The organism is Pseudomonas sp. NFX1 (assembly GCF_051123555.1).
GTDB lineage: Bacteria > Pseudomonadota > Gammaproteobacteria > Pseudomonadales > Pseudomonadaceae > Aquipseudomonas > Aquipseudomonas capeferrum.
In genome coordinates this window covers 2,789,424-2,808,300 of record NZ_CP169366.1, presented here as the reverse complement: position 1 = coordinate 2,808,300, position 18,877 = coordinate 2,789,424, and the positions used below count along the sequence as shown (strand labels likewise).

The 18,877-nt window shown below is 64.8% G+C and carries 17 protein-coding genes and 1 pseudogene; 9 read left to right on the top strand and 9 right to left on the bottom strand.

The window, feature by feature from the left end; genetic code table 11:
- Positions 1-3: 3 nt before the first annotated feature.
- A complete protein-coding gene (locus DJ563_RS12620) occupies positions 4-492 on the bottom strand; it encodes an LEA type 2 family protein (RefSeq protein WP_274100617.1) in 489 nt (162 codons plus the stop codon).
- A gap of 136 nt (positions 493-628) precedes the next feature.
- Here DJ563_RS12620 and DJ563_RS12615 point away from each other — a divergent pair.
- From DJ563_RS12615 to zapE, 7 genes and pseudogenes are all read left to right on the top strand, one after another.
- Positions 629-1,135 (top strand): annotated as a pseudogene (locus tag DJ563_RS12615) (RNA polymerase sigma factor); the annotation flags it as partial.
- Between the two features lie 4 nt (positions 1,136-1,139).
- On the top strand, positions 1,140-2,012 hold the full coding sequence (locus DJ563_RS12610; RefSeq protein ID WP_434519624.1) for a FecR family protein: 873 nt from the start codon (positions 1,140-1,142) through the stop codon (positions 2,010-2,012).
- Between the two features lie 120 nt (positions 2,013-2,132).
- Positions 2,133-4,568: a TonB-dependent receptor gene (locus DJ563_RS12605; RefSeq protein ID WP_434519623.1), complete on the top strand. Its 2,436-nt coding sequence runs from the start codon at positions 2,133-2,135 to the stop codon at positions 4,566-4,568.
- A 62-nt stretch (positions 4,569-4,630) separates the two neighbouring features.
- Positions 4,631-5,710, top strand: coding sequence for a polyamine ABC transporter substrate-binding protein (locus DJ563_RS12600; protein ID WP_274098136.1), 1,080 nt, complete (start codon positions 4,631-4,633; stop codon positions 5,708-5,710).
- 131 nt (positions 5,711-5,841) lie between these two features.
- Positions 5,842-6,159 (top strand): hypothetical protein, encoded by a 318-nt coding sequence (locus tag DJ563_RS12595; RefSeq protein WP_434519622.1) that lies wholly within the window; start codon positions 5,842-5,844, stop codon positions 6,157-6,159.
- Positions 6,160-6,181: 22 nt separating this feature from the next.
- The gene (locus tag DJ563_RS12590) at positions 6,182-7,330 is read left to right on the top strand and encodes a PQQ-dependent sugar dehydrogenase (protein WP_274098138.1); all 1,149 of its coding nucleotides are present in this window, start codon (positions 6,182-6,184) and stop codon (positions 7,328-7,330) included.
- Between the two features lie 48 nt (positions 7,331-7,378).
- Positions 7,379-8,488, top strand: coding sequence for a cell division protein ZapE (gene zapE / locus DJ563_RS12585; RefSeq protein WP_434519621.1), 1,110 nt, complete (start codon positions 7,379-7,381; stop codon positions 8,486-8,488).
- Between the two features lie 2 nt (positions 8,489-8,490).
- On the opposite strand, the gene DJ563_RS12580 is transcribed toward zapE, so the two are convergent.
- From DJ563_RS12580 to yegQ, 6 genes are all read right to left on the bottom strand, one after another.
- Positions 8,491-9,489, bottom strand: coding sequence for an alpha/beta fold hydrolase (locus tag DJ563_RS12580; RefSeq protein WP_274098140.1), 999 nt, complete (start codon positions 9,487-9,489; stop codon positions 8,491-8,493).
- Between the two features lie 75 nt (positions 9,490-9,564).
- Positions 9,565-10,002, bottom strand: coding sequence for a YqaA family protein (locus DJ563_RS12575; protein WP_274098141.1), 438 nt, complete (start codon positions 10,000-10,002; stop codon positions 9,565-9,567).
- Positions 10,002-10,430 carry a DUF411 domain-containing protein gene (locus DJ563_RS12570; protein WP_274098142.1) on the bottom strand — a complete coding sequence of 143 codons (429 nt, stop codon included), beginning with the start codon at positions 10,428-10,430 and terminating at the stop codon, positions 10,002-10,004. The genes DJ563_RS12575 and DJ563_RS12570 overlap by 1 nt, the downstream gene beginning before the upstream one ends.
- A 14-nt stretch (positions 10,431-10,444) precedes the next feature.
- Complete coding sequence (locus tag DJ563_RS12565; protein WP_434519620.1) at positions 10,445-11,314, bottom strand: copper resistance protein B; 870 nt, start codon at positions 11,312-11,314, stop codon at positions 10,445-10,447.
- Positions 11,307-12,998, bottom strand: coding sequence for a copper resistance system multicopper oxidase (locus DJ563_RS12560; RefSeq protein WP_274098144.1), 1,692 nt, complete (start codon positions 12,996-12,998; stop codon positions 11,307-11,309). The genes DJ563_RS12565 and DJ563_RS12560 overlap by 8 nt, the downstream gene beginning before the upstream one ends.
- A gap of 78 nt (positions 12,999-13,076) precedes the next feature.
- A complete protein-coding gene (yegQ, locus tag DJ563_RS12555; protein WP_434519619.1) occupies positions 13,077-14,411 on the bottom strand; it encodes a tRNA 5-hydroxyuridine modification protein YegQ in 1,335 nt (444 codons plus the stop codon).
- A 131-nt stretch (positions 14,412-14,542) separates the two neighbouring features.
- Here yegQ and DJ563_RS12550 point away from each other — a divergent pair, with 131 nt between their 5' ends.
- Together DJ563_RS12550 and DJ563_RS12545 are read left to right on the top strand one after the other, a co-directional pair.
- Complete coding sequence (locus DJ563_RS12550) at positions 14,543-15,607, top strand: AI-2E family transporter (RefSeq protein ID WP_274098146.1); 1,065 nt, start codon at positions 14,543-14,545, stop codon at positions 15,605-15,607.
- Positions 15,608-15,686: 79 nt separating this feature from the next.
- A complete protein-coding gene (locus tag DJ563_RS12545) occupies positions 15,687-17,096 on the top strand; it encodes a PLP-dependent aminotransferase family protein (RefSeq protein WP_434519618.1) in 1,410 nt (469 codons plus the stop codon).
- Here the strand turns inward: DJ563_RS12545 and panB are convergent.
- Entirely contained in the window at positions 17,084-17,899 is an 816-nt protein-coding gene (panB, locus tag DJ563_RS12540; protein WP_274098148.1) for a 3-methyl-2-oxobutanoate hydroxymethyltransferase, read from the bottom strand. The two genes, DJ563_RS12545 and panB, sit on opposite strands and share 13 nt — an antisense overlap.
- 149 nt (positions 17,900-18,048) lie before the next feature.
- Positions 18,049-18,876 (bottom strand): phosphonoacetaldehyde hydrolase, encoded by an 828-nt coding sequence (phnX, locus tag DJ563_RS12535; RefSeq protein ID WP_274098149.1) that lies wholly within the window; start codon positions 18,874-18,876, stop codon positions 18,049-18,051.
- Position 18,877 lies beyond the last annotated feature (1 nt).

Here is an 18,877-nt window from a genome sequence, read left to right as displayed (position 1 = left end):
TGTCTACCCGCCAGCGCCCGCAGCCGTCGGCAAATCCAGCGTGCCTTCGTCGGTGAAGCGGACGGTGCCCAGCAACCCGCCTGCCAGTTTGCCGCGCAGTACATAGGGTAGCCCTTGCAGCGAATTGCGCTGGCCCAGGCCATAGGCTTGGCGCAGGAAGGAGAACGCGGTGACGCTGACCGGCACCACGATTACCGCTTCGTCGAACCGGCCTATATGCCCCTGCTGGTCACTCACACCGGCGGCCAGCGGCTGGCCGTTGACCTGCAGGTCGAGCGCGATGCCGTTGTAGTCGATCGGGGTTTCGTTAGGGTTCTGTACGCGTATTTTCACCGCCATGCGCAGTTCCAGCTCTTGCCCGGGCAGCGGCTCGATGCCGATCACGCTGATGTTGAGCGGGTCGCGCGCCTGGAACAACGCACAGGCGCTGAGGCCGAACGCCAACAGCAGTACCAGGCAGCCGCGGGCACAGCGGTGCAAATGGGCAGTCATGGATTGCAACCTTGCCAGAAGAATTCAAGCGTCAGTGTGGCAAATGCTCTCTGACGTTGAAAGTGGCGTGCACAATGAAAGATACTGTTTCTCATTAACGCCCGACAATTCCTCTTACTGGCCTTTATCCTACCTCATGCTGACGTCTCCCGTGTCTGGTCTGCTGGCGAGTTTCCAGGAGCACTACGACGACCTCCTGCAGTTCCTGACCCGGCGCATGAGCGATCGCCAGCGCGCCGCCGACGTCGCGCAGGAGACGTACCTGAAGCTGGTGAAGATCGACCAGCAAGCGGTCCCGGTGCTGCACGCGCGCAGTTTCATCTTTAGGGTTGCGGGCAACCTGGCGATCGATGCCTTGCGCCGTGAGCAACGCAACGCTGCCCGTCACGATGACAGCGATGGCACAGGGGAGGTGGCGTGCCCGGCGCCGGCGCCCGAGGCGGCGTTGCTTGCCCGCGAGCGCCTGCAGATACTCGACGAGGCGCTGTTGCAGTTGCCCAGCAACGCCCGCCAGGCGCTGTTGCTCAACCGCATCGAAGGCCTGACCCAGGCACAGATTGCACAACGGCTGGGCGTTTCCGAAAGCATGGTGGCAAAATACATCGGCCAGGCGCTGCGCCATTGCCGTGACTGGCTAAAACACAACCATGACTGAGCCTTACGCCATGCCTGCAGCCCAACCGCTCAGCGACCTCAGCGACGATGCCATCGATTGGCAGGTGCTGTTGCACGCGGGCAATGCCACGGCGGCGGACCACGCCCGCTACCAGCGCTGGTGCGCATTGAGCCCGGCGCATGCCGAGGCGGCGCGCGAGGCGCAAGCGCTGTGGCAAGACATTGGCCACACCCCGACCGCCCAGGTTGTCGCGCCACCACCCGCGCGGCGCCGACGGCACTGGGCGGCAGGCTTGGCGGCCTCGGTGGTGTTGCTGGCCGCAGGCTTTACCGGCTGGCAGCAGGCCCCAATCTGGCTGGCGGACTACCACACCGGGCTGGGGCAGCGGCAGGCTATTACCCTGGCCGATGGCTCGCGGGTACTGCTGAACAGCGGCAGTGCCTTGACGGTGGCATTTACCGACCGCGAGCGCCGAGTGGTGCTCAATGCTGGCGAGGCCTTGTTCGAAACGGCCAGCGACGCACGGCCCTTTGTGGTCGATAGCGCAGGCGAGGCGGTGCGGGGCACGGCGGCGACGTTCAGCGTGCGCCGCGATGGCCGCGTGGTGCTGGCCCAAGGCGAGGCCACGGTGGGTGAGCGCAGGGTGCCGGTGTCGCCTGATGCCAGTGCACAGACCGCCTGGCAGCGCGGCAAGCTGATTTTCAACGGCAAGCCGCTGGGGCAGGTGCTGGCGGAGCTTGAGCGTTACCAGCAGGGGCGCATTTTGCTGTCCGATACCACGCTGGCCGCCCTGGAAGTGAGCGGGGTGTTCGACCTCGATGAGCCCCAGGCACTGCTGCGTACCCTGGAGCAACGTTATGGCCTGAAGGTCACCTACCTGCCCTGGTTGGCCGTGGTGCACTGACCCTGCAAAAAATAATCGAAATATTTTTCATCTGCCGCTGCAAGTTCATGCAGGCCAGATCGTCGTAGTGGGACTGATCAGCAACTCATTCTCATTTACGACTTGTCTGGAAGCTCATTTGTGGCCCTTACGCTCAAGCCCTTGCACCGCCCCAGCGGCTCTCTCCATCACGCCTTGCTGTCTTGCAGTGCCCTGGCCATGTTGGCCGGCCCACTGCAGGCGTTGGCCTCGACCGCTGCGCAAGCGGCCCAGGTCGAAGCCCGCCAGGTGCAGCTGGACGTGCCGGCCCAGCCGCTGGACCAGGCCCTGACGGCGTTCGCCGACCAGGCCGGTTTGCACTTGCTGTACACCACCGGTGATGTGGCGGGCCTGAATAGCCAGGCCTTGCAGGGCAGCTACAGCATCGAGCAGGCGTTGCAGCAGTTGCTGGCCGGCAGCGGCATGGGCTGGCAGTTCAGCGATGCCCGCACCGTCACCCTGCGCAAGGCGGACACTGCGCCGCAAGCGGTCAACTTGAAGCCCATCGAAGTCAGCGTCGCCTCGCGCACCAGCACCGCCATCAGTGAAATCCCCGGCACCGTCTGGGTGGTCGACCAGCAGCAACTGCGCGAGCAGATCGACAGCGGTGTGAGCCTGAAGGAAGCCATCGGCAAGCTGGTGCCGGGCCTGGACCTGGCACCAGAGGGGCGCACCAACTACGGCCAGAACATGCGTGGGCGCAATGTGCTGGTGATGATCGACGGGGTCAGCCAGAACAGCTCGCGCGGCCTGTCGCGCCAGTTCGACAGTATTTCGCCGTTCAACGTCGAGCGTGTCGAAGTGCTGTCGGGTGCCAGTGCGCTCTACGGGGGTGGCGCCACCGGCGGCATCATCAACATCGTGACCAAGAAGGGCGAGCCCGGCCCGGCACGCTTCGAGACCCAATTAGGTGCCAGCAGCGGTTTCAACAACAGTGACGACCTGGCCACCCGCATCGCCCAGTCGATCAGCGGCGGCAACGAGCGGGTCAGCGCCCGTTTGGGCATCTCCGGCGAGCAGAATGAAGCCTTTTACGACGGCGCTGGCGACCAGATCTTCATCGACAATACCCAGACCGACCTGCAGTACAACCGCACAATCGACGTGCTCGGCACCTTGGGCCTGACCCTGACCGACGAGCAGAGCCTGGACCTGCTGGCCCAGTACTACGACTCGGGCAACCACGGCAGCACGGGTATCTACTTCCCCAACCTCAACCACAACGCCCCCTCGGACCTGGAAGACGCCGAACTGCGCAGCGGCTATTCCTCCGACCTCGAGCCACGCACCCGGCGCCTGTTGCTCAACGCCAACTACCATCACACCGATGTGCTGGGCCAGGACTTCTACCTGCAGGCCTCGTACCGCAAGGAAGACGACAACTTCTACCCGTTTCCGTACTACAACCGCGCCACCCCCACCGGGTCGCGCGGGGTGTACTTCGCCGCATCACAGCAGAACTTCGAAGTCACCAGCCTCAAAGGCCTGTTCGCCAAACAATGGGATGCGCTCAAGCTGACCTACGGCGTCGACCTGGACCGCGAGCGCTTCAACGCCGAACAGACCACCTTCGATGCCCTGACGTCATCCGAAAGCGGTGGCCTGGAAATGGACAAGGCCAGCAAGGCCGCGCGCTACCCCAGTTACCGGGTTGACGGTGTGTCGGTGTACGCCCAGCTCGACTGGCATGCCACCGACAACCTGACCTTGTCCGGTGGCGCGCGGCGCCAGCAGATGGACGTGGATGTCAGCGATTTCAAAGGCGTACCCGGCGGCAGCAACGATTATCAGGTCAGCCTGTACAACGTCGGCGCCATCTACGACTTCAAGAATGGCCATCAGCTGTGGACCAACTACGGTGAGGGTTTCGACCTGCCAGACCCGGCCAAGTACTACGGCAAGCCAGGCCTGAGCGTCGCCGACAACTCGCTGGCCGGTATCAAGAGCCGCCAGGTCGAACTCGGCTGGCGCTTTGCCGACCTGGACTGGGACGCCCAGGCGGCGCTGTATTACATCTGGTCGGACAAGATCATCAACGTCGACTCGCAAACGCTGACCATCAACGTCGAAGAGCAGAAGAGCCGCGACTTTGGTTTCGAAGGTGCGTTGACCCGTCACTTCCAGAGCGGTTGGGAGGCCGGTGGTACCTTGCACCTGACCCGTTCCGAAGAAGAGGCCGCCAACGGTGGCTGGAACAAGCGTGATGCCCGCTATGCGTCGCTGTCCAAGTCCACCGCGTTCGTCGGCTGGAAGGGCGATGGCCGCAGTGCGCGGCTGCAGACCAACCACGCGTTCAGCCTCAAGGACGATGCCGATCATGAAATCGACGGCTACACCACCTTCGACCTGCTGGGCAGCCAGGACACCGGCTTCGGCACCTTCAGTGCAGGCATCCAGAACTTGCTGGACAAGCAGTACAGCACGGTCTGGGGGCAGCGTGCGACGTTGTTCTATGCACCGACCTATGGGCCAGCGTACCTGTACGACTATCAGGGGCGTGGGCGCACCTACACCCTGACCTGGAGCATGGCGTACTGATTGGCGCAGCCTGAAAACCCTTGGGCTACAGTGACGGGCAGCCCCCCTTCGAGGTGTCCGTCATGCGTCGATCGCTGTGCCTGTTGTCCGTGTGCCTGGCCCTGCCGCTGCAGGCCCAGGAAAAGGTAGTCAACCTCTACAGCTGGGCCGACTACGTCGCCCCGCAAACCCTTCAGCGCTTCGAGCGCGAAACCGGCTACAAGGTGCGCTACGACACCTTCGACACCACCGAGGTGCTGGAGACCAAGCTGCTGACCGGGGGTAGCGGCTACGATGTGGTGGTGCCGTCATCCACCGTGCTGGCCCGTGCCCTCAAGGCCAATGCCCTGCAGCCGCTCGAAGCCCAGGCCATGCCGGGTTATGCCAACCTCGACCAGGACCTGCTGGCCAAGCTGGCCGAGGCCGACCCCGGCAACCGCTATGCGGTGCCTTATACCTGGGGCACGCTGGGCCTGGGGGTGAACGTCGAGGCCGTACGCCAGCGCCTGGGCGATGTGCCGCTGGACAGCCTCGACCTGTTGTTCAAGCCCGAATACGCCAGCCGCCTGAAGGACTGCGGCATCGCGATGCCCGACTCGCCGCAGGAAGTGATCGGCCTGACCTTGAACTACCTGGGCAAGGACCCCTACAGCCAGGACAAAACCGACCTTGCAGCGGCGCAGAAACTGCTGAACCAGCTGCAGCCTTCGATCCGCTATGTCGCCAACGGCCGGCAGATCAGCGACCTGGCCAACGGCAGTGTGTGCCTGGCACTGACCTACAACGGCGATGCGGCGATGGCCGCCGACCAGGCCCGCCGTGCGGGCAAGCCGTTCGAGCTGATCTACCGCATCCCCCAGGAAGGCACCTTGGTCTGGCAAGACAACCTGGTCATCCCCAAGGATGCGCCTCACCCTGAAGCGGCCCGGGCGTTCATCGCCTTCATGCTCAAGCCGGAGTCGGTTGCGGCACTGACCAACACGCTGTTCTTCGCCAATGCCAATCGCGCAGCCACGCCCTTGGTGGACGAAGCCGTGCGCAACGACCCGGACATCTACCCGCCTACCCAGGTACGTAAGCGGCTGTATGCCGACCGCAGCATGGCGCTTTCCGACCTGCGCCAACGCAACCGCCTGTGGATGGCCTTTCGCAGCGGCCAGTAAACCCGCACGGGCGGGTCCATACTGAAACATCAGGAATTATCTCCAGCTGCATTCACACTTTTGCCGCGAACCCCTCGCGCCTTAGGCTATCAAACGCACAAGGCGCGGCATTTTCGTACAGGAGGTGAAGCATGAACCTGACCCTGCCAATCCTGGCCATCGGCCTGGCGTTGTGTATGCCCGCGCGCGCCGAGCCGGTTGCGCCCTTGCAGCTCGCTGCCAGCAACAGCAACCCGTACAACAGCCCGATCCAGCGTGCCAACCCTAACAGTCGGCAAGGCAGCATGCCTGCCACACCGCCGGTGCGCGGCCCTTCGACCGACCCCTACCAGCGCACGCCGTCACTGGACAACCGCGGCATTGGCAACGGCGACAACCTGCGTCGCCAACAGCAGACCCCCAATCTGGAACCCACCCGGCCACCGCGCGATAACCCACGCGCGCCGTGAGCCCCGTTGCAAGGAACCCTGCATGACCAGAGCTACCTGGCTGACCACCATGACCGCTGCCGCGCTGCTGCCTTTGCTGGCGCAAGCGGCCTCCGAACAGCAGTTCCCCAGCGAGCAAGGGCAGTTGACCGTCAATACCGTGGCCGACGGCCTGCGCAACCCTTGGGCACTGGCCTTCCTGCCCGGTGGCAAAGACATGCTGGTCACCGAACGCCCCGGCAACCTGCGGCTGGTGAACGCCGAAGGCAAGGTCGGCCCGCCCATCAGCGGTGTGCCCAAGGTCTGGGCCGAGGGCCAGGGCGGCTTGCTGGATGTGGTGTTGTCGCCGGCATTCGACAAGGACCGTACCGTTTACCTGTCCTATGCCGAAGCGGGCGATGACGGCAAGGCCGGTACGGCGGTTGGCCGGGGCCAGTTGTCAGAAGACCGCGCGCGGTTGGAGAACTTCACCGTGATCTTCCGCCAGCAGCCCAAACTGTCGGTGGGCAACCACTTCGGCTCGCGACTGGTGTTCGACCGTGAGGGTTATCTGTTCATCGCCTTGGGCGAGAACAACCAACGGCCAACCGCCCAGGACCTCGACAAGCTGCAAGGCAAGATCGTGCGCATTCTGCCCGACGGCGAAGTGCCCAAGGACAACCCCTTCGTCGGCCAGGACAACGTGCGGCCCGAGATCTGGTCGTTCGGCCACCGTAACCAGCAGGGGGCGGCGCTCAACCCTTGGACAGACACGCTCTGGACCCACGAACACGGCCCGCGTGGCGGTGACGAAATCAATATTCCGCAGCCGGGCAAAAACTACGGCTGGCCGATTGCTACCCACGGCATCAACTACTCGCTGCTGCCGATTCCGGAGGCCAAGGGCAAGCATGTGCAGGGCATGGTCGACCCGCACCATGTCTGGGAGAAGTCCCCGGGCATCAGCGGCATGGCGTTCTACGATAGCCCGACATTCAAGGGCTGGGACCATAATCTGTTCATTGGCGCCCTGGCCAGCCAGGAGCTGATTCGTCTTCAGCTCAAGGGCGACAAGGTCGTGCACGAGGAGCGCTTGCTGGGGGACCTCAAGGCACGTATCCGTGATGTGCGAGTAGGGCCGGATGGCTACTTGTATGTACTGACCGACGACAAGGACGGCCAGTTGTTGAAAGTGGGGCTCAACGAAGGCTGAGGGGCCGGGCCGGCTTGCCGGCGAGGGGGCCGGTACTGATAATGCCGCATGACCCCAGACCCGCAGACCCTCTACCAACAAGCCCTGGCCGACCACGGCTATGTCCACGACCCTGCACAGGCCGATGCGATCAACGCGCTGCAGGCCTGTTTCGAGGCAGTGGCACACGGCCGCCCGACCCATGGCATCTACCTCTGGGGCCCGGTCGGCCGTGGCAAGACCTGGCTGATGGACCAGTTCCACCGCTGCCTGCAACTGCCCAGCCGACGCCAGCACTTTCACCATTTCATGGCCTGGGTGCACCAGCGCCTGTTCCAGCTCAACGGCACCGCTGACCCGCTGCTGGCCCTGGCCCGTGAACTGGCCAGGCAGATTCGTGTGCTGTGTTTCGACGAGTTGTTCGTCAACGACATCGGCGACGCGATCATCCTCGGGCGGCTGTTCCAGGTACTGTTCGATCAGGGCGTGGTGATTGTCGCCACCTCCAACCAGCCGCCAGACCAGCTCTACTGTGACGGCTTCAACCGTGACCGCTTCGTGCCGGCGATTGCTGCCATCGAGCGGCACATGCGGGTGCTGTCGGTGGCCGGTGAGCAGGACCATCGCCTGCACCCGGGCGCGCAGCGCCAGCGCTATTGGGTAGTTGAACCCGGAGCGCGTGGGGTGCTCGCCGAGGTGTTTCGCCAGCTTAGTCCGGCAGACCCGGGTAATGACCAGCCGTTGGCCATTGGCTCAAGGCAGATCACGGTCATCCGGCGCAGCGAGCAGGCCATCTGGTGCCGCTTTAGCGACCTCTGCGAGCAACCCTTGGCGGCCACCGAGTTCATGGCGTTGTGTGACCGCTTCCCCTCGATTCTGCTGGAAGGGGTACCGGCGTTGGGCGGCGAACAACGGGCCGGCCGCATCGCCCGGGGTACAGAAGATGGCGCGGCGCGGGTCGCGGCAGGGGACCGTGAACTGCCGGCGCTGTCGCCCAAGGACGATGCGGTGCGCCGGTTCATTGCGCTGGTCGACGAATGCTACGACCGCCGGGTGGCGTTGTATGTGGAGGCGCAGGTACCGCTCGATGCGCTGTACACGCAAGGGTACCTGGCGTTCCCGTACCAACGCACCCTGAGCCGCTTGCGCGAGATGCAACTGCAGCGCTTCGGCTCGTAGGCTTAGCGTTCCAGCCACTCGATCAGGGTCCGGTTGAACCGCACCGGCTCTTCGATCTGCGGCGCGTGGCCCATGCCTTCGAATGTCACCAGTTCACCCTGGGGGATCAGCTTGGCAACCTGCGGCCCCAGCACCTGGTACTTGCCCAACTGTGCCTTGACCTCTGGCGGTGCGATATCGCTGCCAATGGCCGTGGTGTCCTGATCGCCGATCAGCAGCAGGGTCGGCATTTTCAGGTCCTTGAACTCGTGGTACACCGGCTGGGTGAAGATCATGTCGTAGATCAGCGCCGAGTTCCACGCCACCGCTTCGTGGCCCGGGCCTTGGTTCAGGCCCACCAGCATCTGCACCCAGCGCTCGTACTCCGGCTTCCAGCGACCGGCGTAATACGTCTTGCGCTCATACTCACGTACCCCAGCGGCATCGAGCTTGAGCTCCCGTGCATACCACTGGTCCACCGTGCGATATGGCACGCCCAGGGCTTTCCAGTCCTCAAGGCCGATCGGGTTGACCATCGCCAGGCGCTCGACCTGCTGCGGGTACATCAGTGCATAGCGGGTGGCGAGCATGCCGCCTGTGGAGTGGCCCAGCACAATGGCCTGCTTCACGCCCAACTGTTCGAGCAGGGTATGGGTGTTGTCTGCCAGTTGCTGGAAGCTGTACTGGTAATACGCAGGTTTGCTGGAGGTGCAGAAGCCGACCTGGTCCGGGGCGATGACCCGGTAGCCGGCCTTGCTCAGGGCATTGATGGTGGTTTCCCAGGTGGCGGCGCAGAAGTTCTTGCCATGCATCAGCAGCACGCTGTGGCCATTGGCCTGGCCTTGGGCGGGCACGTCCATGTAGCCCATCTGCAGGGGTTGGCCCTGGGATTTGAAATCGAAATGCTTGAGCGGGTGAGGGTAGCTGAACCCTTCGAGCTGTTTACCGTAGGTGGGCGACTCGGCGGCGATGGCCGGGCCGCCGACAAGGCAGGCAAGGGCCAGGGCGGTTGCGCGCAGCATGGGGGCACTCCGTGTAGGGCCATGTAGGAATTGGCGACTGTAACAGTGAGTTGACCCCCGCAAGCGGCAAAGGTGTTACCAAGCGTGAAACCAGCCCAGGGTAATCATTGCCACAACCGCATACCGGCCGGCCTTGGCCAGGGTTACCAGCAGCATGAAGCGCCAGAACGGCTCGCGCATGATCCCGGCGATCAGGGTGAGCGGGTCGCCGATCACTGGCATCCAGCTCAGCAGCAGCGACCACTGCCCCCAGCGCTGGTAGCGCTGCTGGGCCCGTTCCAGCTGGCTGGCACTGAACGGGAACCAACGCTTGTCACGCCAGTGTTCGATGGCCCGACCCAGTAGCCAGTTGACCACCGAGCCGAGCACATTGCCCAGGGTAGCCACCAGCAGCAAGGTTACCCAGGCATCGGGCTGGCGCAGCAGCAAGCCGACCAGCACGGCCTCCGATTGCAGTGGCAGCAGGGTGGCGGCGCCGAAAGCGCTGAAAAACAGCGCCCATAGGCTGAGCATCAGTAGTTGGCGACCACGGTGTCCTTGCCATCCTGGGTCACGCCGATGACCTGGTAGGCGTCTTTGTGGTCACCCATTTCCATGCCCGGCGAGCCCATGGGCATGCCCGGCACGGCCAGGCCCTTGAGGTCGTCGCGCTTGGTCAGCAGGCGAACCTGTTCGGCCGGTACATGGCCTTCGACGAACTTGCCGTCGATCACCCCGGTATGGCACGAGGCCAGGCGCGGCGCCACGCCCAGGCGTTGCTTGACCGCGCTCATGTTGGGTTCGACGTGGTCGTTGACGGTGAAGCCGTTGTCGCGCAGGTGGCTGATCCAGGCCTTGCAGCAGCCGCAGTTGGGGTCGCGGTACACATCGATGGTTTCGGCGGCCTGGGCCAGGCCGGTGATGGCCAGCAGGCCGACGGTGAGCAGGTGTTTGCGCAGCATGGTGAAGCACTCCTTTAGAAACGCAGGCGGATACCGGCCACCAGGCGGGTCTGGCCTGTGTCTTCGCCGTCTTCGCGGGCCTGATCGGCGCGGTTGCCGTGCAGGCGATTGAAACTGACCCCGAGGTAGGGCGCAAAGCCACGGCTGATTTCGTAGCGCAGGCGCAGGCCGACCTCGCTGTCAGCCAGCCCTGTGCCTTGCTCACGGCCGCCATCGTTGCGGCCGAAGAAGTTGGCTTCCAGGGTGGGTTCGAGTATCCAGCGGTTGGTCAGCAGCATAGCGTAAGCGGCTTCCAGGCGCAGCGCGGTCTGTTGCCGCTCGCCGGCGTAGGCGGTGGCCTCCAGCTCTACGCCATACAGCGGTGTGCCCTGGATGCCGAAGGCTGCCCAGGCCTGGCCGCTGGCGGGCTTGAAGTCTTGGCGCAGGCCGCCGACCAGTTCCCACCAGGGGCTGATGGCGTTGCCCCACAGCGCCTGCAGTTCGGCCTTGTGGGTCTGGCCTTGCTCGTGCTCGCCTTCGCTGCGCAGCCACAGCCGGTCGATATCGCCGCCGACCCAGGCGCTGGCGTTCCAGTTCAAGGCACTGCCGTTGTCCACATGCTGGTATTCGAGCTGGTCGACGATCACTGCCCAGTTGAGCGCGCGGTCATGCACCTGGTGCCCTGGCAGCGGCGCGAAGGCGGCGTGGCGGTCGGCGTCGCTGAGCATCGGTAATGGCGTGCGCGGTTGCTGCGCAGGCGGCGTGGCGTGGTTCATCTGGCGGTGGCTCATGGGCATGGCGCCGTGGTCCATGTGCTGCATGCCGGCGGCCAGGGCGCGCTCACTGGCGAACAATGCCAGCAGGGCCACGCCGGTGATGATGCGGCGGTTGTTGGGCTCATTCATCGACCCGTACCTCGCGGAACATGCCGGTCTCCATGTGGTAGAGCAGGTGGCAGTGGTAGGCCCAGCGGCCCAGGGCGTCGGCAGTGACCCGGTATGAGCGGCGGCTGCCGGGCGGGATGTCGACGGTATGCTTGCGCACCTGAAAGCGCCCGTGCTCGTCCTCCAGGTCGCTCCACATGCCGTGCAGGTGGATGGGGTGGGTCATCATGGTGTCGTTGACCAGGGTGATGCGCACGCGCTGGCCGTAGGTCAGGCGCAACGGTGCGGCATCACTGAACTTGACCCCGTCGAACGACCAGGCGAAGCGCTCCATGTGGCCGGTCAGGTGCAGCTCGATGTCGCGTGACGGTTCGCGGCCGTCGGGGTCGGGGTAGGGGCTGCGCAGGTCGGCATAGGTCAGCACCCGCCTGCCATTGCCGCGCAGGCCGATGCCTGGGTCGGCGAGGTTGGGCTGTGGGGCCATGGTCTGCATGTCCACCAGTGGGTTGTCGGTTTCGCTGGCCGGGTGCTGCTGCATGGCGGGCATGGCCGAATGGTCCATGCCGGCCATGTTGCTGTGGTCCATGCCGGCCATGGCGCCGTGGCCCATGTCGGCCATGCTCAGCACCGGCCGAGGGTCGGGCTGCGGCACCGGTGCCTGCAAGCCGCTGGCGCGGGCCAGGGTGCCGCGGGCGTAGCCGCTGCGGTCCATGCTCTGGGCGTACAGGGTGTAGGCGGGCAGGTTGCCCACGGTTACCAACACGTCGTAGGTTTCGGCCACGGCGATGCGCAGTTCGTCCACGCTGACGGGCGTCACCGGCAGGCCGTCGGCGGCGATCACCGTCAGCTTCAGGCCGGGGATGCGAAAGTCGAAATAGGTCATGGCCGAGGCATTGATCAGTCGCAGGCGCACGGTTTCACCCGGTTGGAACAGGCAGGTGAAGTTGCCGTCCGGCGCCTGGCCATTGAGCAGGTAGGTGTAGGTGGCTGCGCTGATATCGGCAAGGTCGGTGGGGCTCATGCGCATGCTTGCCCAGCCCATGCGTTCGGCGACCGTAGCGCCCCAGCCGTTGTCGGCCACGTCATCGATGAAGTCACCGAGCGTGCGCTTGTGGTAGTTGAAGGCGTCGGACTGCTTCTTCAGGGTCGCCAGCAGTTGCTCGGGAGGCTGGTCCGACCAGTCGCTGAACAGCAGCACATGGTCACGCTGGTAGCGGTGCGCCTCGGCTTCGCGGGGTTCGATGACGATCGCCCCATACACCCCCGCCTGCTCCTGCAGCCCGGAATGGCTGTGGTACCAGTAGGTGCCGCTTTGGCGCAGGGTGAACTGGTAGAGGTAGCTGCCCCCGGGCTCGATACCGGCAAAGCTCAGGCCAGGGACGCCGTCCATGTTGGCCGGCAGAAGGATGCCATGCCAATGGATCGAGGTGGCCTGATCGAGGTGGTTGCGCACGCGCAGGCTGACCGTATCACCTTCGCGCCAGCGGAGCACCGGGCCGGGCAGGCTGTTGTTGACGGTGAGGGCTGTGCGCGGGCGGCCGGTGATATTGACGGCGCGCTGGCCGACCGACAGCTCGAAGTGCTGCCCGGCCAGGTCGCGGCCATCGGCTGCCTGGGCCAGCGGCCGCCACAGGCCCAGGCCTGCCAGTGTGGTGGCGGCGCCCAGGCCTTTGACGAAGGTACGACGGGAGGGGGTGCGCAACATGGCGAGGCCTCATGCGAGAGAGCCCCGATGTTCGCCTGTGCCGGCTGTCAGCCAGCTGAGCTGCACATTACAGCGTTGTCAGGCGGCGGCTTCTTCGTGGCGCAGGTCGCGCATCAGCAGGCCGTACTCCAGGGAGACCTGTTCAGGGATCGGCAGGTACACCACATGGCCGTCCCCAGGGGCTACTTCGAGGGCTTGCTGCTGGCGGCCGCACAGGCGGTGCAGGTCGAAATGGTAGTTGCCACGCGGTGTCATCAGCTCCAGGTGGTCGCCCACGGCGAAGCGGTTCTTGACCTTGACCTCGGCCAGGCCGTCCACGCGCGCGCCGGTCAGCTCGCCGACGAACTGCTGGCGTTCGGACAGCGAGTTGCCACGCTGGTAGTTCTGGTACTCGTCGTGCACATGCCGGCGCAGAAAACCTTCGGTGTAACCGCGCTGGGCCAGGGATTCGAGGTTGTCCATCAGGGCGCGATCGAAAGGCCGGCCGGCCACGGCGTCATCGATCGCCTGGCGGTACGACTGCACCGCGCGGGCGCAGTAAAAGTGCGACTTGGTCCGGCCCTCGATCTTCAGCGAGTGCACGCCCATGCCGGCCAGGCGCCCGACGTGCTGGATGGCGCGCAGGTCCTTGGCGTTCATGATGTAGGTGCCGTGCTCGTCCTCGAACGCTGGCATCGCGTCGTCTGGGCGGTTGCTTTCGTGCAGCAGGAAGACGTGCTCGGTGGGCGCACCGAGGCCCAGGGTCGGCTCGACCTGGCGCACGATGTCGCCCGTGGCGTCTTCGCCGGCGGGCGTGGCCTGGTACTTCCAGCGGCAGGCATTGGTGCAGCTGCCCTGGTTGGCGTCGCGCTTGTTGAGGTAGCCCGACAGCAGGCAGCGGCCGGAATAGGCCATGCACAGCGCGCCGTGGACGAAAACCTCCAGCTCCATGCTCGGCACCTGCTGGCGGATTTCTTCGATCTCCTCCAGCGACAGCTCCCGCGACAAAATCACCCGGCTTATCCCCTGCTGTTGCCAGAACTGCACGCTGGCCCAATTGACCGTGTTGGCCTGCACCGACAGGTGTACCGGCATCCCTGGGTAGTGCTGGCGCACCAGCATGATCAGGCCGGGGTCGGACATGATCAGCGCATCCGGTGCCATCGCGATTACCGGTGCGAGGTCCTTGAGGAAGGTCTTGAGCTTGGCATTGTGCGGGGCGATGTTGACCACCACGTAGAAGTGCTTGCCCAGGGCGTGTGCTTCCTGGATGCCCAGCGCCAGGTTGGCGTGGTCGAATTCGTTGTTGCGCACCCGCAAGCTGTAGCGCGGCTGGCCGGCATAGACCGCGTCGGCGCCATAGGCGAAGGCATAACGCATGCTCTTGAGGGAGCCGGCGGGGGCCAGCAGTTCGGGCTTGGCGGGAGGGTTCATGGACGCACCGGGGCAAAAGGCGCGGATGCTAAGCATCTGCCGGCCACAGCGTATTGACCTGAATCAACGGAGCAGCGGCACTTTTGCGGCAGCGGCGGGCACTAATGTCCAAGAACCCGCGAGGAAGTGCCATGAACCAAACCGCTCTACAGAACAAAGCCCTGGCAGTCCTCCTGACGCTGGTGACCATTGCCTTCATCTGGATCCTGCTGCCGTACTACGGTGCGATCTTCTGGGCGGTGATACTGGGCATCCTGTTTGCCCCCTTGCAGCGAAACCTGCTGATCCGCTTTGGGCGGCGGCGCAACCTGGCAGCGTTCACCACCTTGATGGTGTGCCTGCTGGTGGCGGTGCTGCCGGTCATCATCACCAGTGCCCTACTGGTACAGGAGGGCGCCACGCTGTACCAGCGCATCGAGAGCGGGCAACTGGATATCGCCGGCTACGTCGAGCGCGGCAAAGACATGCTGCCGGCCTTCGCGCAGCACAGCCTGGACAGCATGGGCATGGGTAACCTGGATGGGCTGCGCGACAAGATCACCAAGTGGGCCACGCAGGGCAGCCAGGTGCTGGCCAGCCAGGCATTCAACTTTGGCCAGGGCACGTTCGAGTTCCTGATCAGCTTCGGCATCATGATGTACCTGTTGTTCTTCTTTCTGCGTGAGGGGCCGGAAGTCGCCAGGCGAGTGCGGTTGGCGGTGCCACTGCCCGAGCACCAGAAGCGCCGGTTGCAGCTGAAGTTCAACCGAGTGGTGCGGGCGACGGTCAAGGGCAACGTGCTGGTTGCCATTACTCAGGGCGCGCTGGGTGGTCTGATCTTCTGGGTGCTGGATATTCCGAGCGCGCTGGTGTGGGCGGTGCTGATGGCGTTTCTGTCGCTGTTGCCAGCGGTGGGGGCGGGCATCGTGTGGGCGCCGGTGGCGGCGTACTTCCTGCTGACCGGGGCGATATTGCCGGGGGTGATCCTGAGCGCGTTCGGCGTGCTGGTGATCGGCCTGGTGGACAACGTGCTGCGGCCGATTCTGGTGGGCAAGGATACGCGCATGCCAGACTACCTGATCCTGGTTTCCACCTTGGGCGGGCTGGCGGTGTTCGGGCTCAACGGGTTCGTGATCGGGCCGTTGATCGCGGCGTTGTTCGTGTCGAGCTGGGCGATTTTTGCCGCGACCAAGCCGCAGGTGCAGTTGCCGGAGTAAAGGTTACGCCGCTGATGCTGGACGCTGGGCAGGGGCTTTCGTTTACCCTGTGGCCGTTATCTGCCTACGATGCCTGAGTATGGATACCCGCAACCGCGACAAACCCGGCTTCACCTACCAGGCGGTCTACCGCTACCTGCTCGACTGGATCGAGGCGGCGCCTTGCGACGTGGAGCAGCGCATGCCGTCGCTGCGCGATCTGGCCCAGCGGCTGAGTGTTTCGGTCTCCAGCACCAAGTACGCCTATGCGCTGCTCGAGGACCAGGGGCGGGTGATTGCGCGGCCCAAGCGGGGCTACTTCACCGTCACCCGCAGCGCGCCGTTGCTCAGGGAACCCTCCGCGAGCTTGCTCGACACCGTGTTTGCCAGCGCTCGCCAGCCTGGCATGCTGGCCCTTGGCAGTGATGCGCCGGCCATGCTGCTGTCGCTGGATAAACCGCTGCTGATGATCGAACGGGAGCTGGCGCGCCAATACCCGCGTGCCCAAGCGCCGCTGTATCAACCGTTCGGTGAACCTGAATTGCGCAGCGTGCTGGCGGGCATTTATACCCGCTCGGCGCAGCTTTGCTGGCAAGCCGAGCACGTGTTCATCGGTGCCGACCTGCGCAGCATGCTGGAGCTGGCGGTGCGTGCCCTGAACCTCGAAGGCGAGGTGGCGCTGGTCGAGTCGCCCTGCAGCTGGGCGGTACTGAGGCAGTTGCAGGCCGCGCGCATGACCATCATCGAAGTGCCCTTGGGCGACGACGGTCGGTTCGACCTGCAGCAGTTGCATCAACTGCTGAGCAACGCGCCGGTACGCCTGGCAGTGCTGTCGTCAACCACCAATGCGCCTCAGGGTGGCCTTATGCCGGCCGAGGACAAGCAGCAGATCTGCCGCTGGCTGGCCGAGCGCGAGGTGTGGCTGTTCGAGAACGACGGGTATGGCGAATTGTGTTTCCACGAGGCGGCGCCGCGCTATCGGGATTTCGCCGACCCCGACCGGCTGTTGGTGTTCGCTGCCTTCGACAAGGTGATCGGTGCCGAGGCACCTTATGGCTATCTGCTTTGCAGGCGCCATGCCGAGCGCTTGCAGCACGTGTTTCTGGAGCGCGGTTTCCGGTTGTCACCGATTCGCCAGAAGGCGATCGCCAGGTTGTTCACCTCGCGTCGGGTAGAGCAGCATCTGCAACGCCTGCGGCCGTTGCTGCGCGCTCGCATGCTGCACATGAAGGCGTTGCTGGAAGCCCACGGCCAAGGCTGCCTGCGTATCGTCGAGCCGCAGGGCGGGGCGAGCCTGTGGCTGGCGGCGACCCGGCCGGTGGACATGCGCCAGGTCTTCGAGCGGCTGTTGGCCCAGCGCATCGTCATCGCGCCGGGGGAAATCTTCAGCCAACGTGGCCTTTGGCAGGGCCACCTGCGGCTGTGCTACACGCTGGACTGGGACAAGGACATTGGCCAGGCGCTGCAACGCTTGGTCAAGGCGATTCAGGACGAGGCTCAGACCCCGTAGCAGTGATGCATTTCGGGGAAGGCGCCGTCGCGCACTTCGTCAGCGTAGCGGGCGCAGGCCTCGCGGATCACCTGGCCGACGTCGGCATACTGCTTGACGAAGCGTGGCACGTGCTCGCCGCCCAGCCCCAGCAGGTCTTCGGTGACCAGCACCTGGCCATCGCAAGCGGGTGAGGCACCAATGCCGATGGTCGGTTTGTCGGTGGCCTCGGTGATGGCGCGGGCAATGGGTTCGGCCACGCCTTCGAGCACCAGGCTGAAGGCACCGGCCTCAAGGTTGGCCCGCGCATCGGCACGCAGTGCAGCGCCACTGTCGGGGCTCATGCCTTGGGCCTTGTAGCCGCCCATCACATTGATGAACTGCGGCATCAGGCCGATGTGCGCCATGACCGGTATGCCGCGCGCGACCAGAAACGCCACGGTGCTTGCCAAGGCCTGGTTGGCCTCCAGCTTTACCGCGTCGCAACCGGTGCTGGCGAGTACCTGGGCGCAGTTGCGAAACGCCTGCTCATGGGATTCCTGGTAGCTGCCGAATGGCATGTCGGCGATCACGCAGGCCAGGCGCGTGCTGTCTACGACCGCCCGGGTATGGCCAATGATCTCGTCCAGGCGCATGCCCAGAGTGGACGGGCGGCCGTAGCCGACCATCGCGGTGGAGTCACCCACCAGAATGAAATCGACCAGCGGGTCGATGACCTTGGCAATAGCGCTGGAGTAGGCCGTCAGCGAAACAATTTTCTGCCGGCCTTTCATGGCCACCAGCTGCGGTACCGTCAGCCGTCTGTTGCGGGTATGCGTGCTCATCGGTGTTCCCTTTGCGGTGTAATCGTCAGGAAAGAGGTGGCCCGATTATTGAGTTTCGCAGTCACGGCGCAATGTACAGAATGGCCCTGGAAAACAACCCAGATGCGCGCCTGGGGCTGCAAGGCAACCCCAGGCGCCAAGCGCGACGGTCAGCAGGCCTGCGGCATCTCGCCCTTGGCCAGGCGCTGGTTGATATCGGCAATCACCTCGGGCAGCTCGTTGATGGTGTCGATCAGGTAGTGCGGGCGGGAACTGGCGAACAGCGCATGAATGCGCTTGCGCTCGCTCTCCAGCGCCTCGGCACTCAGCGCCTGGTAGCCTTCCCAGGTCAGCCCCAAGGCATTGCCGGAGCACACCAGGGCCACGGTCCACATGCCCGCACGACGGCCTTCGAGGATGCCCGGTACGGTGTCATCGACCTTCACACAGGCCGCCACGTCATCGATGCCCAGGGCAATCACGTTGGCCAGGGCCTGGGCCGGCCATGGGCGGCCATTCGGGGTTTCGTCGGTGGCCACCACATGGTCGGCCACGTAGCCGTTCTGCGCGGCCAGCTCCACCACCTTGTCCATGACCACCTTCGGGTAACCCGAGCACGAGCCGATCTTCAGGCCGCCCTGGCGCAGGCCGGTGAGGGTGTCCAGCGCGCCGGGGATCAGCGCCGAGTGCACGGCGATCTTTTCGATCTGCAGCGGCATGAAGCGGTTGTAGAGCGCCGTGACGTCATCGTCGGTCGGGGTGCGGCCGAACACCTTGCGGTAGCGCTCGGCGATGTCTGGCACGTTGCACAGGGTGCGGATGTGGTCCCACTTGCCCATGCCCATCGGGCCACGGGCTTCTTCGATGGAGACCTGGACATCGAACTCGGCGAAGGCTTCGACGAAGATCTGCGTCGGGGCGAACGAGCCGAAATCGACCACGGTGCCGGCCCAGTCGAGGATGGCGGCTTGCAGCTGTGTTGGGTTGCTGTAGTTCATG